Consider the following 19,666-nt stretch of genomic DNA (forward strand, 5'->3'; position numbering starts at 1 on the left):
CGGTACTCCCCAGTAGCCTCTGCCGCCACGGTGCCTGACGGAGTATCAGTTAATGGCCGATTATCACTTGCGTGACAAGGAGCGCCCGACGCGGCGGTGCGTCCCCATGGCCGATGTCCGGGGGCGCAGCGCCCAGAACGTCACCAGGGCGCCGCACAGCACACAGCCGGCCGCGAGTCGCAGCCCGGACGCGTAACCGTCGAGGAACGCGGTCCGCGGATCGGAACCGGCGGCGATTCCCGCGCGCCGGGTGTGCGTCAGGACGACGCCGACCAGGGCGATGCCGAAGACCCCGGAGATCTCCCGGGCCGCGCTGACCACCCCGGACGCCATGCCGTTGCGGGACGGCGGCACCGCGGCGAGGGAGCGGATCGTCAGCGGTGTGGTGAGCGCGGAGCCCACGCCGATCAGCAACAACCCCGGCTGCAGACCGAGATACGTCGTCCGCAGACCCGTCGCGGACACCTGCACCAGCCCCCACGCCACCAGCACCAGCCCGGCCGATATCACCCGGTGCGCGCCCCAGACCGTGCAGAGCCGCTCCGCGAACGGCGTCAGTGCCAGCAGCGCGAGCGCCAGCGGCAGGAAGGCCAGGCCGGCCTTGGTGGCGGAGAACCCGAGCACCTGCTGGAGGTACAGCGTGGTGAAGAAGAACACGCCGTTGACACCGACGCCCCAGAGCACCTGCGCGGCCGTGCCGCCGCTGAGGAGGCGGTCACGGAAGAGGCCCAGTTCGAGCAGCGGCGACGCCGCACGGACCTCGCGGGCGACGAACAGCCGACCGGTCAGCGCCGCCGCGAACAGACACTGCGGCACCGGCCAGCGGGTGAATCCGTGCGCCCCGCCCTCCAGCAGGCCGTAGGCCAGCAGGTACAGCGCGGCGGCCGACAACACGACCCCGGGCAGATCGAGTCGGCGCAGCGCGGACGGCCCCGGGCGGCGAACGGCGGCCGGCACCGAGCCGGTCAGCAGCAGTCCGAGTGCGCCGAAGGGCACGTTCAGGAAGAACACCCAGCGCCAGCCCCAGTGCTCGGTGATGAACCCGCCGAGCACCGGCCCGAGAGCCAGTGCGACGGCCAGCGCCCCGGTCCACAGCCCGACCGCCAGGGAGCGCCGTGCGACGGGCAGGTGGCCGGTGATCACCGCCAGTGTCGCGGGGATCACCAGGGCGGCCCCTGCCCCCTGCACGGTCCTGGCCAGGATCAGCGTCGCGCCGTCCGCCGCGAGACCGCCCGCCACCGAGGCGACCGTGAAGACCGCCAGTCCCGCGATCAGCACCGAGCGGCAGGCGAGAAGGTCGGCGAGCCGGCCGCCGGCCGGCAGCAGCGCGCCGAAGCTCAGCACGTAGCTGGTGCCCACCCACTCCAGGTCCTGCAGATCGAGGCCCAAGGCCTCCTGCACGGACGGCAGGGCGACGTTGACGACGGTGTTGTCCAGCGTCGTGATGAACCCGGTCACCGCGATCCCCAGCATGATCGGCAGTGTCCTGACCCGGTCCACCGGCGGCTCCTTTCCCGGGGCCGAGGACCGCCGGTCCCGACGGGTCGCGTGCTCGGGGCCGTCCGACCTTAGCCGCCGCGCCCACCGCCCGCCTTGTCATCGGAGTGACAGAACGCGGACGGGCGGCTGTCATGCCCCGCTCTAGTGGCCAGGCACCCGGAAGCGGAACCTGATGCCCCCATGACGCTCAGAATTCCGGATCCCCCCTCCGGTAAGGATGGCCGCGTATGACCCGCTTCGCCGAGTTCGAGTCCCGTCGCGCCCAGCTTCGGCGAGGCGGCTCACCAGCGGCCGTGGAACGTCAGCACGGCCGCGGCCGGCTCACCGCGCGGGAGCGCATCGACCTGCTGCTCGACCCCGGCTCCTTCACCGAGACCGACGCCTTCGTACGGCACCGCTGCACCGCCTACGGGATGGACGCCTCGCGTCCCGACGGCGACGGGGTCGTCACCGGCCACGGCACCGTCGACGACCGTCCGGTCGCGGTGTTCGCGCAGGACGCCACGGTGTTCGGCGGCAGCATGGGGGAGGCCTTCGGCGAGAAGGTCCTCAAGGTCATGGACCATGCGCTGAAGGTCGGCTGCCCCGTCATCGGCCTCAACGACTCGGGCGGTGCGCGCATCCAGGAGGGCGTCGTGGCCCTCGCCCACTACGCGGAACTCGTCCACCGCAACGTCATGGTCTCCGGGGTGATCCCCCAACTGTCCATGATCCTTGGCCCGTGCGCGGGCGGCGCCGCGTACTCGCCGGCGCTCACCGACTTCACGGTCATGGTGAAGGACATCTCCCACATGTTCGTCACCGGTCCCGACGTCATCCACTCGGTGACGGGGGAGGAGACCACCGCCGAGGAACTGGGCGGCGCCCGCACCAGCTCCGTCGTCAGCGGCACCGCCCACTACCTGGCCCACGACGAGGCCGACGCCTTCGACTTCGTCCGCGGACTGCTCTCCTACCTGCCCGCCAACAACCGCGAGGCGCCACCGCGCTACCGGCAGGACTGCGACCCCGGGATCACCGAACGGGACCGGGAACTCGACGAGATCGTCCCCGACAACCTCGGACACGCCTACGACATGCGGGAGATCCTGCGGCGGGTCGTGGACGACGGTGAACTGCTGGAGATCCAGGAGCTGTTCGCGCCGAACATCATCTGCGCCTTCGGCCGCGTAGAGGGCTCGTCGGTGGGCATCGTCGCCAACCAGCCGCTGCACTCCGCCGGCGCCCTGGACATCAACGCCTCGGAGAAGGCCGCCAGGTTCGTACGGTTCTGCGACGCCTTCGGCATCCCGATCCTCTCCTTCGTCGACGTCCCCGGCTACCTCTCCGGCGTCCGGCTGGAGCACGGCGGCATCGTCCGCAGGGGTGCCAAGCTGCTGTACGCGTACGCCGAGGCCACCGTCCCCGCCATCACCGTCGTCGTCCGCAAGGCATACGGCGGCGGGTACGCCGTCATGGGCTCCAAACACCTCGGCGCCGACCTCAACCTGGCGTGGCCGTCCGCGCAGATCGCCGTCATGGGCGCCCAGGGCGCGGTGGCCATCCTGCACCGCAAGGAGCTGCGCGACGCCGAGGACCCGGAGCTGCTGCGCAAGCAGCTGACCACCGAGTACGAGAACGAGTACGCCACCCCGTACCTCGCCGCGGAGCGCGGCTACCTCGACGCCGTCATCCTCCCGCACGAGACCCGCGGCCGGATCACCCGGGGGCTGCGCGCGCTGCACGGGAAGCACCGGCCCGCACCGCAGCGCCAGCACGGCAACATCCCGCTGTGATCCCCATCCGTCCCCCGGCGCCGCGGATCCCCCACCGCCACCCCCTCTGAGAGCGGTCCCCCTCGCGCCCCCACCCTCTGGAGTCCCATGCCCCCCGCGCGTCCCCTTCCGCTGACCGAGTCCCTCCGCCGCTGGTCCACCGAGCGCGGTACCCAGCGGGCCTTCACCTTCGTCGACTTCCCCACCCCCGACTCACCGGGCCGGCACCGCAGCCTGACCTGGAAGCGACTGGACAGCCAGGCCCGCACGATCGCCTGGCGGCTGCGGGCCGACGTGGGCCCCGGTGAGCGGGCCGCGCTGATGCTGCCCCAGGGACTGGGGTACGTGGCGGCCTTCCTCGGCTGCCTCTACGCGGGGGTGATCGCCGTCCCGCTGTTCAGCCCCGACCTGCCGGGGCACGCCGACCGGCTCGCCGCCGTGCTCGACGACTGCGAACCGTCCTGCATCCTGACCGACACCGCGACCGCCCCCGTCCTCGCGGCCTTCGCGTCCGAGCGCGGGATCCCGCACGTGCCGGTCCTGCGCATCGACCGGCCAGCCGGCGCGGAACCCCTCCCGGACCCGGAACGGCCGCTGCCGGTACCGGAACTGGACGACATCGCCTACCTCCAGTACACGTCGGGTTCCACCCGGGTCCCCGCCGGGGTGATGATCAGCCACGGCAACGTCGTCGCCAACGCCCGGCAAGCCGTCACGGCGTTCGACGCGACCGCGGACGGCAACACCAGCGTCGGCTGGCTGCCGCTCTTCCACGACATGGGCCTGGTGCTGAGCGTCGCCGCGCCCGTCCTGGCCGGCCTGCCATCGGTGCTGATGGACCCGGTCTCCTTCCTGGAGCGGCCGGTGCGCTGGCTGCGGCTGCTCGGCGCCTACCCGGGCACCATCAGCGCCGCCCCCAACTTCGCCTACGACTACTGCGCCACCCGAATCGACACGGAGCAGGCCGAACCGCTGCGGCTGGACCGCGTCCACGTCATGATCAACGGCAGTGAACCCGTACGGCCGGGCACCGTCGAGCGCTTCCAGCGCGCCTTCGCCCACGCCGGACTGCCGCCCGAGGCGCACTGCCCCTCCTATGGGCTCGCCGAGGCCACCGTCTTCGTCACCACCGATCCGCCCGCCGACCCGCCGCGGACGCTGGTCTGCGACCGCGAGGCGCTGGCGGCGGGGGAGATCCGGCCGTGCGCGGACGACGACGCCCTGGCCACCGAACTGGTCGGCTGCGGCATGCCGGTGGGACAGGAGCTGCGCATCACGGACCCGGCGACGGGGCTCGTGCTGCCCGAGGACCGGATCGGGGAGATCCGGCTGCGCGGTCCCAACATCGGCCTCGGCTACTGGAAGCGGACCGGCCGTTCGCAGGCGTCCTTCGCCTCCCGCATCCCCGGTGAAGAGGGCGACTGGCTGCGCACCGGCGACCTCGGCGCCCTGCACGAAGGACGGCTCCAGGTCACCGGACGGCTGAAGGACCTGCTGATCGTGGACGGCCGCAACCACTACCCGCAGGATCTGGAGGAGACCGTCCAGTCCTCCCTGGACTGCGTACGCCGCGACCGGCTCGCGCTGTTCACCGTCACCGGCGACGGCCGGTCCGACGAGGTGGTCGCCGTCGCCGAGCACGCCCGCGACCTCGACGTCACCCCGGAGCTGTGCGCCGCGGCGGAGCGGGCCGCCCGCGCCCGGATCTCCGCCCGGCACGGGGTACGGCTGACCCGGCTGCTCCTCGTGCCGCCCGGCGCGGTGCCGCGCACCTCCAGCGGCAAGGTCTCCCGTTCCGCCTGCCGCGAGCGGTACCTGGCGGGCGCGTACGAGGACGCGTACGCGAAGGAGGCAGCGGCCGGTGAGTGACGGCACGGAGGCGGGGGAGTCGGCCGTCGCGGGCGAGCTGCGCCGCACGATCGTCTCGCGGCTCTCCCAGTGGTACGGGCTCGTCCCGGCCGACATCGACGACGACCGGCCGTTCGCGGAACTCGGCATCACCTCACGGGACGCGGTCGCCCTCACCGCCGAACTGCGCGCCCTCACCTCGGTCCAACTGCCCGCGACCCTGCTGTGGGAGGCGCCGACGCTGGGCCGGCTGCTGTCCATGGTCGAGGCCGCGGAGCGGGAGAGCGGCACCGTGGCGCCCGCTCCCCGGATCGCGCCGGCACCGCCGCCCGTGGCCTGGCCGGGTGCGGTCGCCGTCGTCGGTATCGGCTGCCGGCTCCCGGGCGGCATCACCTCCGCGGCCGGTTTCTGGGAGCTGCTGAGCACGGGCGGCAACGCGGTCGGCACGCTGCCCGAAGGGCGGTGGGGTCCGTTCCTCCCCGACGGCGCGCCGCCCGAGGGCATCAGCCGCCACGGCGCCTTCCTGCCCGATGTCGCCGGGTTCGACGCCGAGTTCTTCGGCATCTCCCCGCACGAGGCCACCCTCATGGACCCGCAGCAGCGACTGCTGCTGGAGGTGGCCCGGGAGAGCCTGGACCACGCCGCCATCCCCGCGCCCGGCCTGGCCGGGACCAGCACCGGTGTGTTCATCGGGATCAGCGGCAACGAATACGCCCAGCTCACCACCGCCGACCTGGACGCGGTCGACGCGTGGACCCCGCCGGGCGCCGCCCTGAGCATCGCCGCGAACCGCCTCTCGTACGCGCTGGACCTGCGCGGTCCCAGCCTCGCCGTCGACACCGCCTGCTCCTCGTCGCTGGTCGCGGTGCACCACGCCGTCCGCAGCCTGGTGTCCGGCGAGACCGACACGGCCCTCGCCGGCGGGGTGAACCTGCTGCTGTCGCCCGCGCTGACCCTGGCGTTCCAGCGCGCGGGGGCGCTCGCGCCCGACGGGCGCTGCAAGACCTTCGACGCGGCGGCCGACGGCATGGTGCGCGGCGAGGGCTGCGCGGTCGTCGTCCTCAAGCGGCTGTCCGACGCCGAGCGGGACGGCAACCGCGTCCTCGCCGTCATCCGGTCGACCGCCGTCAACTCCGACGGCCGCTCCAACGGGCTGCTGGCCCCCAACCCCGAGGCCCAGCGCGCCCTGCTGGAGCAGGCGCACGCCGGTGACGGCGGCGAACTGGACTACGTCGAGGCGCACGGCACGGGCACCGCGCTCGGCGACCCCATCGAGGCGCACGCCCTGGGGGCCGTACTCGGCCGGGGCCGTGAACCGGACCAGCCACTGCTCATCGGCTCCGCGAAGACCAACGTCGGCCACCTGGAGGCCGCGGCCGGCATCACCGGGCTGGTCAAGACGGTGCTGGCGCTGCACCACGACGAGCTCCCGCCGCACCGCAACTTCGGCACCCCCAACCCGCTCATCGACTTCGACGCGCTGGGGCTGCGGGTGGTCGACGCCCCGGAGCCCTGGCCGCGGTACTCGGGCCGGGCCACCGCGGGAGTCTCCGCCTTCGGGTTCGGCGGCACCAACGCGCATGTCGTGCTGGAGGAGTACCGTCCCGCGCCGCACCGGGCGCCGCCGCCCGGGGCAGCGCCATCGGTCACCCTCCTGGACGCGCTGTCCGCCGCCCGGCTGCGTGCGGACGCGGCGGGGCTGAGCGACTGGCTGACGTCGTCCGCGGCCCGGGGGGCCACGATCGAGGACGTCGCCCGTACGCTGCACGGCCGCACCGGTCGCGGCCGGTACCGCGCGGCGGTCGTCGCGGGCAGCCGTGAGGACGCCGCGGAGGCGTTCGCCTGCCTCGCCGAGGGCCGGCCCCATCCAGCGGTCGTCACCGGCGGTCCGGCCGTCGAGAGCGCCCGGCCCGTCTGGGTGTTCTCCGGCTACGGCTCCCAGTGGCCGGGCATGGCCCGCCGGCTGCTGACGGCGGAACCCGCGTTCGCCGAGGCCGTGGAGCTGCTGGAACCCCTGCTGCTCGAGCACGCGGGCCTCACGCTGCGCGAACTGCTGGAACCCGGCGCGGAGCTGTCGTCCCCGTCGGTCGTGCAGCCGGTGCTGTACGCGCTCCAGGTCGCCCTGGCCGGGCTCTGGCGCGCGTACGGGATCGAACCGGCGGCCGTCATCGGCCACTCCATGGGCGAGGTCGCCGCCGCCGTGGTCGCCGGAGCTCTCGACGTCGAGACCGGGACCCGCGTCATCGCGACCCGCTCCCGGCTGCTCGACGGTCTGTCGGGCGGGGCGATGGCCGTGGTGGAAATCTCCGCCGCGCAGGTGACCGCGCACGCCGTGGAGTGGCCCAGCCTGCGGGTCGCCGTCCACTCGTCGCCCGGCCAGAGCGTCGTCACCGGTACCGCGGACGACATCGGCGGCCTGATCGCCCGGGTGGAACGGGAGGGCGGGCTCGCCCGTTCGCTCGGGGTCACGGCCGCCGGGCACTCCCCGCAGGTCGATCCGCTCCTCGGCCCACTGGCCGAACAACTCGGCGCGGTGGCGCACACACCGCCCCGCGTTCCCTTCTACGGCACCGTCCTGGACTCGCCCCGCGAGGTGCCGGTCTTCGACACCGGCTACTGGGTGGCGGGTCTGCGCCGACCCGTGCGGTTCGCCCAGGCGGTCGCCGCCGCGGCGGCCGACGGGCACCGGCTGTTCGTCGAGGTCTCCCCGCACCCCACGCAACTGCATCCGCTCGCCGAGACGCTGCGGGCCTCGGACACGGCGGACACAGCGGGCACGGCGCTGTTCGCGACGCTGCGCCGCAACGCCGACGACGCCTTCTCGTTCCGGCACGGCCTGGCGGGGCAGCTGGTGCGCGGGGTGCCCGTCGACGGCGGCGCCCTGCACGGGGGCGGGCGGATCGTGGATGTGCCGAGCGGTGGCTGGCGGCACCGCGACTACTGGGTGAAGGGGCGGCTGGCGGCGCGGCGGCAGGAGCCCGAGTCCCTGCCGGTTCCCGTCGTCGAGGACCCGGTCGCCCGCCCCAGGACCGTCGTCGACCGGCTGCGGGAGCACGTGGCCCAGGTCATGGGGTACGCGCCGGAGCACATCGACCCAGGGACACCGCTCACCGAACTCGGGCTCGACTCCCTGATGGCCGCCCGCATCCTGGCCGCCGTCGCACGGGACTTCGGCACCGTCGTCGAACCGCGGGTGCTGCTGCGGGGCGGCACCGTCGCCGCGCTCGCCGACTGGCTGGAAGCGCCGGACGACGACGGGTCGGAGCCGTCGTCCGGGGACGGGTTCACCGGGGTGCTGCCCCGGGACGCAGCCGAGCGCATGGTCGCCGGCGCCTGGCAGAGCGTCGCCGGCGGCCGGCCGCCCGGCGCCGAGGACGACCTGGGCCTGCAAGAACTGCCCGCGGAGCGGCGGGCGAAGCTGGCCCAGGTGCTGTCCGAGCGCGCCGGCTGGGAGGTGCCGGCAGCGGATCTGCTGCGCGGCCCGGCCACCGTCGCGGGCATCGCCGGACTGCTGCGCCCGCGCCTGGAGGCCCCCGTCAGCGGTCCGCTGCGCGTCCTGCGGGAGGGCGGCAGCCGGCCACCGCTCTTCCTGATCCATCCGGCGGGCGGCTCCACCGCCGTCTACCGCGCCCTCGTCCAGCGGCTCGGCGACGACCAGCCCTGCTACGGGCTGGAGCGGCTGCCCGGCCCCGACGCGGTCCACGAGCGGGCGGCGGCGTACGCGCGGCTGGTCCGGGAGACCCGGCCGCAGGGTCCGTGGCTGCTCGGCGGTTGGTCCTACGGCGGGGTGGTCGCCCAGGAGACGGCGCGGCTGCTGGCCGCCGACGGGAGCGTGCCCGCGCTGATCCTGATCGACAGCGTGCTGCCGCTGCCCGTCCCCGAACTGCCGCCGCTGGAGGAGGCCCGCCGCCGCTTCGCGGACTTCGCCGCGTACGTCGGGCGCACCTACGGCAGCCCGCTGCCGCTGCCCTACGAGGAGCTCGCGACACTCGACGACGCCGGGCAGATCGCGTTGGTGGTCAAGGCGCTGGAGCAGGCGGCGGACCTCCCCGCCGCCGTGCTGGAACACCAGCGCACCTCGTATCTGGACCTGCGCAGCGGCGAACGGCACACCCCGCGCCCCTACGCCGGCCGCACGCTGCTCTACCGGGCCACGCGCAGCGCGCCGCACACCGTCCAGGACGCCCGCTACATCCGTACCGACGAGGCGCTCGGCTGGGACGGGTCCTGCCAGGACCTCTCCGTCACACCGATCGAGGGAGACCACCTGTCCCTGCTCGATCCGCCCGCGGTCGACGACCTCGCCGCACGACTCAACCACGACCTCGGCCTCAACCCGGACACGACAAGAGGGATCTGATGCACACACAGCGCCGCCGCCTTACCTCCCGCGCCGCCGTCACCGCGGCGGCCATCCTCGCGGCGACCGCCGCACTGACCCTCGGCCCCACCGCGCTCGCCCCCGCCGCCACGCCGGCCGCGCCGGCCCGCACCGCCCTGGACGGTGCCTCCATCGTCTCCGAGACGTGGCTCGACAGCCGCACCGTCGACCTGCAGATCAACTCCCCGGCGGTCGGCGGCACCGTCGCGACGCGGCTGCTGGTTCCCGCCGGCTGGTCCGCCCAGGCCACCCGCACCTGGCCGGTGCTCTACCTGCTCCAGGGCGCGCACGACGACTACACCTCCTGGACCCGTGAGACCGACATCAAGCAGTTCACCGCGGACAAGCAGGTCATCGTCGCCATGCCGTCGTCGGGCCCTACCGGTATCCCCAGCACCTGGTGGAACTTCGGCTCCAACAAGCCGGACTACGAGACCTTCCAGGTCACCGAGTTGGTCCAGTTGCTGCAGCAGAACTACCGGGCCGGCACGGCGCGGGCCATCGGCGGTGTGTCCACCGGGGGCTGGGGCGCCATCGCGTTCGCCGCCCGGCACCCCGGGACGTTCAAGGCGGCCGCCTCGTACAGCGGGGTCCTGCACACGACGCTGCCCGGTATGCCGGTCGTCGTGCAGCTCATCGTGGGGCGTGAGGGCCTCCTGCCGTGGGCGCTGTGGGGCTCGCCGATCTTCCAGAGCCCGCTGTGGAACGCCCAGAACCCCTACGCCGTGGCCTCGAAGCTGACCGGCACCAGCCTCTACCTCTCCTCCGGCACCGGCGTCGTCGGCGGGAACGGGGAGCTGAGCGCCGAGGCCCTGGAGACCACCCTGTGGCCCGCCTCCCAGAGCTTCGCCGCCCGGCTCAACCAGCTCGGCATCCCCGCCCAGACCCACTTCTACCTCGGCGGCACCCACAGCTGGACCTACTGGCGCAACGAGTACAAGACGTCCTGGCCGCTCCTCTCCCAGGCCCTGGGACTGTGACCGGCTGAGCGGCCGCACAGGGGCCGGGCTCAGGCGCGCCGCGGCTCCCAGCGGAACAGGCGCCGGGCGGCCAGCAGCACCCCGGCCGTCCACAGAGCGGTGATCAGCAGGGCGGGGACGGCGGACTGCCAGGTGTCCAGGAAGGAGAGACCGGCCAACGGGCCGCCGTTCCAGCTCTCGTGGCCGAAGGTCCGGCCGAACCAGGCGGTGCGCAGCGCCTGTACGACCGGGGTCAGCGGCAGGGCGTGCGCCGGCCCCTGCAGCCAGGACGGCAGGGAGGACAGGGGAGTGGCGACGCCCGCGCCGAACATGCACAGCATGAGGACGGGCGTCGCGACCAGCGGGGACGTCTCGGCGCTCGGCGTCAGCCCGGACAGCGCCACGGCGAGCAGGGCGAACAGCAGATAGCCCGAGGCCAGGGCGAGCAGCAGCAGCGCCGGGTCGGCGGGCGGCGGCGCGTGGAACAGGCCGACGGCGAGGGCGCCCAGGACCACGGTCTGCAGCAGGACGACGATGGCGCTCGCGCCGATCTGCCCGGCGAAGACGGCACTGGGAGGCACTTCCGTGCCGCGCAGCCGCTTGAGCACCAGATCGTCGCGGCGGGCGACGACCGCGTTGAGGAGGTTGACGAAGGAGGTGACGAGCGCCAGCCCGATGAAGCCGACGGTGACGTAGCCAGCCGCGTTGACCCCGCCGATCTCCCTGTCGCGCAGCGGCGCCGCGACGAACAGGTCCAGCAGGACGGGGAGCAGGAAGCCGATGAAGGTGGAGCGGCGGTTGCGCCAGAACACCTTCCAGGACAGCAGGAGCTGGCCGTGGGCGTAGCGGGTCCAGGTCATCGTGCCGCCGCCTTGCTGTGGTGGTCGGGCCGTACGGGGTCGTGGTCGGTCGGAGCTGCCGGAGCTGCCGGAGCTGCCGGAGCCGCCGGCCGGTCGGCCGCCAGGGCGAGGAACACATCCTCCAGCGAGGCCTGCCGCACCTCTATGCCGTCGAGTTCGACGCCGAGCGCGCCGGCCCATTCGTGCAGCACGGCCAGCGCGGGCGCCGTCCGGGCGACGGCGTAGGACACCGCGTCACCCCGTACGGCCAGGTCGGCGCCGGGAAGGCGCGGCAGGTCCGCGGCGGTGGCGCCGAGCGGCAGCGGGAACGTGATCCGGGTGCGCTGCCCGGACAGCACCTCGGCGACGGTGCCGGTGGCCGTGACGCGGCCCGCGTCCATGATGGCGACGCGGTCGGCGAGCTGCTGGGCCTCCTCCAGGTAGTGCGTGGTCAGGACCACGGTGGTGCCGGCCGCGCGCAGCTCCCTGACGAGCTGCCAGGTGGTGCGGCGTGCCTCGGGGTCCATGCCGGTGGTGGGCTCGTCGAGGAAGAGCAGTTCGGGGTCGTTGAGCACGGCGAGCGCGAGGTCCAGCCGGCGGCGCTCACCCCCCGAGAGCTGTCCGACGCGGGTGCCCGCCTTGCTGTCGAGCCCCACCCGGCCGAGGACGTCGGCGGTGGCGCGGGCCCGCCCGGTGAAGCGGCGCCAGGCGTCCACCGTCTCCCGGACGGTCAACTCCTTGAAGAAGCCGCCCTCCTGGAGCATCACCCCGGTCCTGCGGCGGAGCGCGGGCCCGTCCGCGTAGGGATCCAGGCCCAGCACCCGCACGGAGCCCGAGGTGGGCGGCCGGTAACCCTCGACGACTTCGAGGGTCGTGGTCTTGCCGGCCCCGTTGGTTCCCAGCAGCGCGAACAGTTCCCCGCGCCGGACGGTGAACGACACTCCGCGTACCGCCTCGTAGTCCCCGTAGGACTGCCGCAATTCTGCGACTTCTATGACTTCAGGAGTTTCTTTCATAGGCACATGGTGCGCGGTACCAGAGAAGGTCTGCAAGGGGACATGAATTCATTTTACCTTCCTGAGCTGCGGGTTCAGTGAATATGTAGAACGTCATAAGAAAGCGGTATGACATTTTGCAGGCGGTGTTTCTGACATTCTCCACTGATGTGCGGACGGCCCACGGGTGCATATTTCTCTCATCGCCGGAAGCGGCCGGGAAAACCGGAAGCCGAAGGGGACGAGGGAAACGGCGGACCGGCCCACCAGGGTCCGGCGCCGTGAATCGAGAGGAGTCGGCCATGGCTGACGACAAGAACATCACCGAGACCGCCGCTGTCGCCGAGACCGAGCAGTTCGACATCGAGGTCGAGGAGCTGGACACCGTCTCCGGCGGCATCAGCGTCAGCTCGCTGCTCTCCGCGGCCTGCCCGGTCTCGTCCTTCAGCTCGGTCTCCAACTGACCTCACGGTCACGGTTGGCAAGGCCTCCGAGCCTGACGCAGTAGCGGCCGACTGAGGCCGGGCCGGCGGGCGTCACCGCTCCGCCGGCCCGCCACGGCCGCGGGAATCCGCGCCTCGGTGGGACCGACACGGTCCCACCGGGGCGCCCCTCTTCCCGCACCCGGCACCCCACGAAACGAACCCAAAGACCGCCCAACCCACGGACCGACAAGGAGAACCGGGCATGGAAAGCCTCCGCCACCAGCTCACGCGGTTCATCCAGGACCCGGCCGCGCGACGCGACCCCGCCGGGCTCTACCGGCGGCTGCTGACCGAGGCCCCGGTACTGGACCTGGGACGCGTCCACGTCATCTCCGGCTACGAGGAGATCGTCACCGTCCTGATGCACCCCGGAACCGCGGTGGACCCCGCCGCGATCGGGCTCGACCGCCCCGGTTCCTCCGCGCTGGCCCAGGTGATCGCCCGCACCCTGCCGATGCGGGACGGCGCCGACCACACCCGCCTCAAGCGCCTCGCCACCGCCGCGTTCAGCGCCCGCCGGCTCGCCGAGATCCGCGCCAGGATCGAGGCCACCACCGAGGAACTGCTCGCGCCCCTGCTGGCCGCCGGCTCCTTCGACCTGGTCGCCGACCTCGCCGTGCCACTGCCCGTCGCGGTGTCGTGCGCGATCCTCGACGTGCCGCCCGAGGAACGCGAGCGGGTGACCGGCTGGGCCGGACTGGTCGCACGCTCCCTGCTCGACCCCTTCGCCGGCGCGGAGCGGACCGCCGCGCTCGACGCCGAGTTCGAGGGGTTCCGCGACTGGGTCGAGGAGTTGTGCGCCGCCCGGGCGGCGCGCCCCGGCAACGATCTGATCAGCCGCCTCGTCCAGGCCAGGGACGCGGGCCGGCTGGACGACGAGGACCTGCTCGCCTTCGTCGTCATGCTCTTCGCCAACGGACTCGAAACCCTCACCTCCGGCCTCGCGGTCGCCGCCTGGCAACTGCTGAGGAACCCCGGGCTCGCCGCCGGGATCCGCGCGCGACCGGACACCGCCGAGGCTGTCTTCGACGAGTGCCAGCGGCTGGGCAGCCCGGTCCGGGCCAGCGCCCGCGGACTGGGCGGCGACGTACGGGTCGGCGACACCCTGCTGCCCGCGGGACGGGTGGTGCTGCTGCTGTACGCGGCCGCCAACCGCGATCCCCGCCGCTTCCCCGACCCCGATCGATTCGACCCGGCCCGGGCGGAGCGCCGACACCTGGCCTTCGGACACGGGCCGCACCACTGCCTGGGCGCTCCGCTGTCCCTGATGGCCGGCGGAACGGTCCTGGCCCTGCTCGCCGCGGCAGGCGCCGAGCGGGAACTGAGCACTCCGCTCGACGAGAGCACCGCCCGGTGGAGCGAGCAGTTCGTCTTCGGCGGGCTGCGGGAACTGCCCGTCGAGGCCCGGCAGCTCACCGCCCTCGGCGCGGGGGTGTGACGGCGATGACGACCACGGTCCCGACCACCGCGAACACCGCCCCGGCCGTCCCCGACGGAGAACCGCCCGCGCGAGCGGAGCGAACGGGTCCGTCCCCTCAGGCGGTGACGATCGCCGCCGCGGCGGCCGCCGCACAGCTCGAACCGGGCCTCGACCGCCCGGTCCGTGTCATCGGGAGCCGACTCGGCTCCGCGCTCGTCGCACTGGTACTCGCCCTGGGGGCGGGCGGCGCCTGGGCGGGCTGGGGGTCGCTCCCCAACACCCTGTCGCTGCCCGGCGTACTGGCCCACGGGCCCGCACCGGTCCTCGCCCGCGCCGACGTCGCCGGTACGGTGCTCGACCTGCGGGTCCGCCCGGGGGACCCGGTCACCCGCGGACAGCTCCTCGCGCTGCTGCGCACCCCCGGGCCCGGCCAGGGCGGCACCGCCGAGCTCCGCTCCCCGGCGGACGGCACGGTCGCCGCCGTGCTGACCGCGCCCGGCGGCACGCTGACGGCCGGCGCCGCGCTGCTCACCCTCGATCCGGCCGGCGAACCAGCCACGTTGCGGCTCTACACCGGTTCCGCCCGGGACCTGGCACGCCTGCGACCCGGCCAGTCCGTCCTGCTGCCGCTGCCGTCCGGCACGGTGCGCGCCCACATCACCGCCGTGGACCCCTACCCCGCCCGCGCCGACTCGCTCGACGGCGTGCTGCCGCTCGGCGGGGACGACCTGGGGGCGGGCGCGGACCCGGTCTGGACGATCACCGCCGTGCCGGACGGCGGGGCCGCCGCGCTCCCCGCGACGTTCGGCCCGGTGTCCGTGGACGTCTCCGTCGATCTCGGCTCGCGCCGCCCCTACCAGGTCATCCTGGGTACGGGGGCCGGACGATGAGCCTCGACACCCGCACCGCGGAGGAACAGCGGGACCGGCAACCGAAGGCCGCTGCCGTGAGCCCCACTCCTGAGCCGAAAGCCGCCCGCGTGCCGCGCCGGCGCCGCCATCTGCGGACACCCGTCGTCCCGCAGATGGAGGAGCAGGACTGCGGGGCCGCCTGCCTCGCGATCGTCCTGGGCGCGTTCGGCCGCCGCACGACCCTGCACGAGGCGTCACGCTCCTGCGGTGTCTCCCGTGACGGCGTGAGCGCCGCCGCGGTGGCCCGTGCCGCGGGCCGCTACGGCCTGGTGGCACGGGGCCGCCGGGTGGTGCGCGGCGAGGACCGGCTGCTGGGCCTGGAGTCCGTGCCGGTGCCCTCGATGGTGCTCGTCACCGGACCGCACTTCGCGGTCTTCGAAGGCATCAAACGCGGCCGGGTCCGCGTCAACGACCCTTCACTGGGCAGCCATTCGGCGACCCCGGCGGAGTTCTGGGACTCCTTCGCGGGCATCGCGGTCGGCTTCGAACCCGGCCCCGGCTTCGAACGCGGCGGCGCCCGGTTCCCCTTCCTGCGGGGACTGCTGTCGCGAGTGCGGCCCTACGGGTTCGCGCTGTTCGCCGCCGTGCTGGTCGCGGTGGTGCTCACCGTTCCCGCGATGGCCGCGGCGTTCCTGCTCCGGGCCTACCTCACCTCGGTGACGCTCGGCGGAACCGGTGCCTGGGCGACCCCGCTCGTGCTGGCCACCGGCGGTTCGGCCGCCGCGGTGCTGCTCGGCACCTGGCTGCAGCAGAGCGTCGTCAACCGGGTGCTGGCCTCCATGGCGGCCCGCACCTCGACCGGATTCCTGTGGCGCATGCTGCGGCTGCCCGGATCGTTCTTCCACCGCAGGCAGCTCGGCGGCCTGGTCACCAGGGTCCAGATCAACGACGGGCTCTCGGCGCTGCTCTCCTACCGTGCCGCCGGGGCGGCGGCCGCGGCCGCCACCGCTGCCGCGCACCTCACCGCCCTGTTCTGGCTGCAACCCCGGCTGGCCCTGGTGCCGGTGGCGGTGGCCGTCATCGACGTCGCGGCCCTGAAGCTCGCCGACCGGCGGCGCGGCGGGATGCTGCACCAACTCCACTCCGAGCAGCACAAGCGCGACGGGGTGGCCTTCGCCGGGATCTCCGCCATCGAGACGCTGAAGGCCGAAGGCGCCGAGGACTCGTTCTTCCGCTCCTGGTCCGGCTGGCAGGCGCGGGCCATGGACACCGCGCAGAACGTCGCCACCGCCGTCCTCGTACCGCTCTCGCTGCCGACCGCGCTCACCACGGCGGGCACCGCGGCCGTCGTGGTGGCCGGCACCGCGCTGCTGATCGGCGGCAGCGTGAGCGTCGGCACCCTGCTGGCCTTCCTGCTGCTGCTCAACGGGTTCCTCCTGCCGGTCACCCAACTCGTCGGCACCGGCTCCGAGCTGACGATGGCACGGGCGCAGTCCGCGCTCCTCGACGACGTCGAGCTCTCCGAGCCCGACCCCTATCTGACGGCCGTCCTGGACCCCGTGGACGGATCGGCCGGGCCTGTCGCGCTCAGCGGCCTGCTGGAGCTGCGGGACGTGTCCTTCGGGTACGACCCCAACCGGCCGGCCACCCTGGAGGGCATCTCGCTGACCGTGCGGCCGGGGGAGTGGGTCGCGGTCGTCGGATCGAGCGGCAGCGGGAAGTCCACGCTCGCCCGGCTCGCCGCCGGGGTGCTGCGGCCCTGGACCGGCGAGGTACTGCTGGACGGCGTGCCGCGCGAATCACTGCCCCGCGCCGTGGTCACCAGCCAGGTCGCCTACGTGGAGCAGCGGCTGCGGCTCTTCGAGGGCACCATCCGCGACAACCTCACGCTGTGGTAGCCGGCGGCCGACGCGGGCGCCCTGCACCGGGCGCTGGCCGACGCCGAGGCGGCCGATCTGGTCCGCGGACGCGGCGGCCTGGACGCCGGCCGGATCGAGGAGGACGCGCGGAACCTGTCCGGCGGTGAGCGGCAGCGGCTGGAACTGGCCCGCGCGCTGGCCCTCGACCCCCCGCTGCTGGTCCTCGACGAGGCGACCTCCGCGCTGGACGCGCGCACCGAGGCGCTGGTCAACACACACCTCCGCCGGCGCGGCGCGAGCTGCCTGGTGCTCGCCCACCGGCTGAGCACCGTGCGGTCCGCCGACCGGGTGGTGGTCCTGGAGGGCGGCCGCGTCGTCCAGCAGGGCACCCCGGCGGAACTGGCCGCGGTACCGGGCCGCTACCGGACGCTGCTGTCCGAGGCCGGTGCGCCCGCCGAACCGCCCACCGAACCGCCGGCCGACTCGCCGACTCCGAACCGTCCCGTGCAGGAGCAGTCATGACGCCCACTCAGCAGGCGGAGCGCGGCCGGACCGATGCCGCGACGGCCGCACTGAACGCGACGGCGGCGGCCAACCGCGCGACCCTGGCGGCCGCGCTCGACAGCCTGGCCCCGGCCGCCCGCCGGCCGGGCCGGGAGGCCCGCGCGGTCGCCGTCCCGCCGCCGGACCCCGCCGCCCACGCCCGCGCCGTCCTGGCGGCCCTCGGCCCCGCCCTGGGGATCGAGGTGCCGGCCGAACCGCCCGCCGCGGTACGCACGGCCCGCGATCCGCTGGTCGCGCTGCTGCGCCGGCTGGGAGTGCGCTGGCGGCAGGTCACCCTGCCGGCGGGCGCGGACGGTCACGGTGATCCCGGCGGCACCGCCGGTGCGATGATCGCGTTCGCCGCCGCCGACGGCCGCCCGCTGGCCCTCGTGCCGCGCGGCCGCGGCCACCTGCTGTACGACCCGGCGGCCGGGAGCGGCGGCCGGGGACGGCGCCGGCCGGGGCCCGCCTGCTCGCGCCAGGCGCTGCTGCTCTACCGGCCGCTGCCGCCCGGCACCCCGACCCCCGGCTCACTGCTGCGCTTCGCGCTCGGCGCCCCCGGAACCCGGGGCGACCTGGCGGTCCTGGCGGGCACCGGCCTGCTCACCGCCGTCCTGACGCTGCTCGTTCCGCTGAGCGCCGGGCTGCTCATGCCGCGCCTGCTGGCCGCCGACGGCCACCCGCTGCGCTGGCTGGCGCTGCTGCTCGGCGCGGCCTCCGCGGCGGGACTGCTGCTCCTGCTGGTCCGCAACACCGCCGCCGTGCGGCTGACCGGACGCATCCAAGCGGCGCTGGAGCCGGCCGTCTGGGACCGGCTGCTCACCCACGACGCCCGGTTCTTCCGGGACTTCTCCACCGGCGACCTCGTGCACCGGGCCAACGCGGTGGCCGAGGCGCGCCAGGCCCTGTCGGAGGTGCTGGTCTCCGCGGTGCTGGGAGCGTTCTTCTCCCTGTCGGGCCTCCTGCTGCTGCTCACCGTGGACCTGCGGCTCGGCGGGGTGCTGCTGCTCGCCGCGGTCGCCGCCGTCACCGTCCTGCTCCTGCTGGGCCGGCGCAGGCAGCGGTACGAGTCCGAGGTGTACGCGCTGCACGGCCGGCTGCACGGCGTGCTGTACGGGCTGCTGCTCGGCATCGACAAGCTCCAGACGGCGGGCCGCGAGATCCAGGCCTTCGCCCGCTGGGCCGGCCCCTTCGCCCGGCAGAAGCACGCGGACGCCGCTGCCATGCGCGCCGACGCCGCCTCGGGCGCCGTCACCGCCGCGCTGCAGCCGCTGCTGCTCGCCGTGCTGCTGGCGGCTGCCGCCGCCGGAGGCACCGGGAGCGTGTCCGCCGGACACCTGATGGCGGCGGGCATCGCGGCCGGCCAGGTGGCGCTGGCGCTCGGCCAGTTGACCCACGCGGCGGCCACCGCGTACGGCATCGCGCCGGTACTGGACCGGCTGCGGCCGGTGCTCGCGGCGCCCGCCGTCCCCGCCTCGGGACCGCACCGCCGCGACCCCGGCGTGCTGGGCGGCTCGGTCGCCCTCGAAGAGGTGACCTTCCGCTACCCGGGCGCGGCGGTGCCGGCCCTGGACCGGATCAGTCTGCGGGCCGAAGCGGGCGAGTTCGTCGCCGTCGTCGGACCGTCGGGCGCCGGAAAGTCGACCCTGATCCGGCTGATCCTGGGCTTCGACGTCCCCGAGTCCGGCACCGTGCGCCACGACGGGCAGGACCTCGCCGGCCTCGACCTGCGCCTGGTGCGCGGCCAGTTGGGAACCGTCCTGCAGAACGGGCGGACGCTGCGCGGCAATCTGCTGGAGAACCTGGCGGGCACCGACCCCGACGTCACCGAGGACGACGTCTGGGCCGCCGCGGAACAGGCCGGCATCGCGGCCGAACTCCGCTCCCTGCCGCTCGGTTTGGGCACGCGCATCGGTGAGGACGCCCAGGGGTTCTCGGGTGGCCAGATCCAGCGGATCCTGCTCGCCCGCGCGCTGGTCCGGCGCCCCGCCGTGCTGCTGCTCGACGAGGCGACCTCCGCCCTCGACAACGCCACCCAGGCCCACGTCGCCGACGCCGTGGCAGCCCTCGCCACCACCCGCGTCGTCATCGCCCACCGGCTCAGCACCATCCGCCGGGCCGACCGTATCCACGTCCTGGACGCCGGGCGGGTCACCGCCTCGGGGACCTACGACGAACTGCTCGACCACGACCCGCTGTTCACCCGCCTCGTCCGACCCCAGGAGATCTGAG

At 74.2% G+C, this 19,666-nt stretch carries 12 protein-coding genes and 1 pseudogene; 10 read left to right on the forward strand and 3 right to left on the reverse strand.

What is annotated here, in order from left to right:
- Positions 1-63: 63 nt before the first annotated feature.
- Positions 64-1,500: an MFS transporter gene (locus O3X23_RS08495; RefSeq protein WP_269270592.1), complete on the reverse strand. Its 1,437-nt coding sequence runs from the start codon at positions 1,498-1,500 to the stop codon at positions 64-66.
- Between the two features lie 227 nt (positions 1,501-1,727).
- Between O3X23_RS08495 and O3X23_RS08500 the strand changes: the two genes are divergently transcribed.
- From O3X23_RS08500 to O3X23_RS08515, 4 genes are all read left to right on the forward strand, one after another.
- Complete coding sequence (locus tag O3X23_RS08500) at positions 1,728-3,275, forward strand: acyl-CoA carboxylase subunit beta (RefSeq protein WP_269270593.1); 1,548 nt, start codon at positions 1,728-1,730, stop codon at positions 3,273-3,275.
- A gap of 87 nt (positions 3,276-3,362) precedes the next feature.
- The gene (locus O3X23_RS08505; RefSeq protein ID WP_269270594.1) at positions 3,363-5,123 is read left to right on the forward strand and encodes a fatty acyl-AMP ligase; all 1,761 of its coding nucleotides are present in this window, start codon (positions 3,363-3,365) and stop codon (positions 5,121-5,123) included.
- A complete protein-coding gene (locus tag O3X23_RS08510) occupies positions 5,116-9,462 on the forward strand; it encodes a beta-ketoacyl synthase N-terminal-like domain-containing protein (protein ID WP_269270595.1) in 4,347 nt (1,448 codons plus the stop codon). Before O3X23_RS08505 ends, O3X23_RS08510 begins: the two co-directional genes overlap by 8 nt.
- Positions 9,462-10,463 carry an alpha/beta hydrolase gene (locus O3X23_RS08515; protein WP_269270596.1) on the forward strand — a complete coding sequence of 334 codons (1,002 nt, stop codon included), beginning with the start codon at positions 9,462-9,464 and terminating at the stop codon, positions 10,461-10,463. The genes O3X23_RS08510 and O3X23_RS08515 overlap by 1 nt, the downstream gene beginning before the upstream one ends.
- Positions 10,464-10,492: 29 nt before the next feature.
- On the opposite strand, the gene O3X23_RS08520 is transcribed toward O3X23_RS08515, so the two are convergent.
- Positions 10,493-11,302, reverse strand: coding sequence for an ABC transporter permease (locus tag O3X23_RS08520; RefSeq protein ID WP_269270597.1), 810 nt, complete (start codon positions 11,300-11,302; stop codon positions 10,493-10,495).
- A complete protein-coding gene (locus O3X23_RS08525; RefSeq protein WP_269270598.1) occupies positions 11,299-12,297 on the reverse strand; it encodes an ABC transporter ATP-binding protein in 999 nt (332 codons plus the stop codon). Before O3X23_RS08525 ends, O3X23_RS08520 begins: the two co-directional genes overlap by 4 nt.
- A gap of 281 nt (positions 12,298-12,578) precedes the next feature.
- On the opposite strand from O3X23_RS08525, the gene O3X23_RS08530 reads away from it, so the two are divergent.
- The 6 genes and pseudogenes from O3X23_RS08530 (at position 12,579) to O3X23_RS08555 (ending at position 19,665) form a co-directional block, all read left to right on the forward strand.
- Positions 12,579-12,740, forward strand: a complete 162-nt coding sequence (locus tag O3X23_RS08530; RefSeq protein WP_269270599.1) for a hypothetical protein — start codon at positions 12,579-12,581, stop codon at positions 12,738-12,740.
- Positions 12,741-12,963: 223 nt separating this feature from the next.
- Positions 12,964-14,199, forward strand: coding sequence for a cytochrome P450 (locus O3X23_RS08535; RefSeq protein ID WP_269270600.1), 1,236 nt, complete (start codon positions 12,964-12,966; stop codon positions 14,197-14,199).
- 5 nt (positions 14,200-14,204) lie between these two features.
- A complete protein-coding gene (locus O3X23_RS08540) occupies positions 14,205-15,071 on the forward strand; it encodes an HlyD family efflux transporter periplasmic adaptor subunit (RefSeq protein WP_269270601.1) in 867 nt (288 codons plus the stop codon).
- Positions 15,068-17,119 (forward strand): annotated as a pseudogene (locus O3X23_RS08545) (ATP-binding cassette domain-containing protein); the annotation flags it as partial. The gene O3X23_RS08540 and the pseudogene O3X23_RS08545, both read left to right, overlap by 4 nt.
- A 78-nt stretch (positions 17,120-17,197) precedes the next feature.
- Positions 17,198-17,413 (forward strand): hypothetical protein, encoded by a 216-nt coding sequence (locus O3X23_RS08550; RefSeq protein WP_269270787.1) that lies wholly within the window; start codon positions 17,198-17,200, stop codon positions 17,411-17,413.
- Complete coding sequence (locus tag O3X23_RS08555) at positions 17,410-19,665, forward strand: ATP-binding cassette domain-containing protein (protein WP_269270602.1); 2,256 nt, start codon at positions 17,410-17,412, stop codon at positions 19,663-19,665. The genes O3X23_RS08550 and O3X23_RS08555 overlap by 4 nt, the downstream gene beginning before the upstream one ends.
- Position 19,666 lies beyond the last annotated feature (1 nt).

The organism is Streptomyces sp. H39-S7 (genome assembly GCF_027158205.1).
Taxonomy (GTDB): domain Bacteria; phylum Actinomycetota; class Actinomycetes; order Streptomycetales; family Streptomycetaceae; genus Actinacidiphila.

Coding starts and splice junctions, on each gene's coding strand:
- O3X23_RS08540 (WP_269270601.1), top strand. CDS start 14,205: ATGACGACCACGGTCCCGACCACCGCGAACACCGCCCCGGCCGTCCCC.
- O3X23_RS08555 (WP_269270602.1), top strand. CDS start 17,410: ATGACGCCCACTCAGCAGGCGGAGCGCGGCCGGACCGATGCCGCGACG.
- O3X23_RS08530 (WP_269270599.1), top strand. CDS start 12,579: ATGGCTGACGACAAGAACATCACCGAGACCGCCGCTGTCGCCGAGACC.
- O3X23_RS08520 (WP_269270597.1), bottom strand. CDS start 11,302: ATGACCTGGACCCGCTACGCCCACGGCCAGCTCCTGCTGTCCTGGAAG.
- O3X23_RS08505 (WP_269270594.1), top strand. CDS start 3,363: ATGCCCCCCGCGCGTCCCCTTCCGCTGACCGAGTCCCTCCGCCGCTGG.
- O3X23_RS08535 (WP_269270600.1), top strand. CDS start 12,964: ATGGAAAGCCTCCGCCACCAGCTCACGCGGTTCATCCAGGACCCGGCC.
- O3X23_RS08515 (WP_269270596.1), top strand. CDS start 9,462: ATGCACACACAGCGCCGCCGCCTTACCTCCCGCGCCGCCGTCACCGCG.
- O3X23_RS08500 (WP_269270593.1), top strand. CDS start 1,728: ATGACCCGCTTCGCCGAGTTCGAGTCCCGTCGCGCCCAGCTTCGGCGA.
- O3X23_RS08525 (WP_269270598.1), bottom strand. CDS start 12,297: ATGAAAGAAACTCCTGAAGTCATAGAAGTCGCAGAATTGCGGCAGTCC.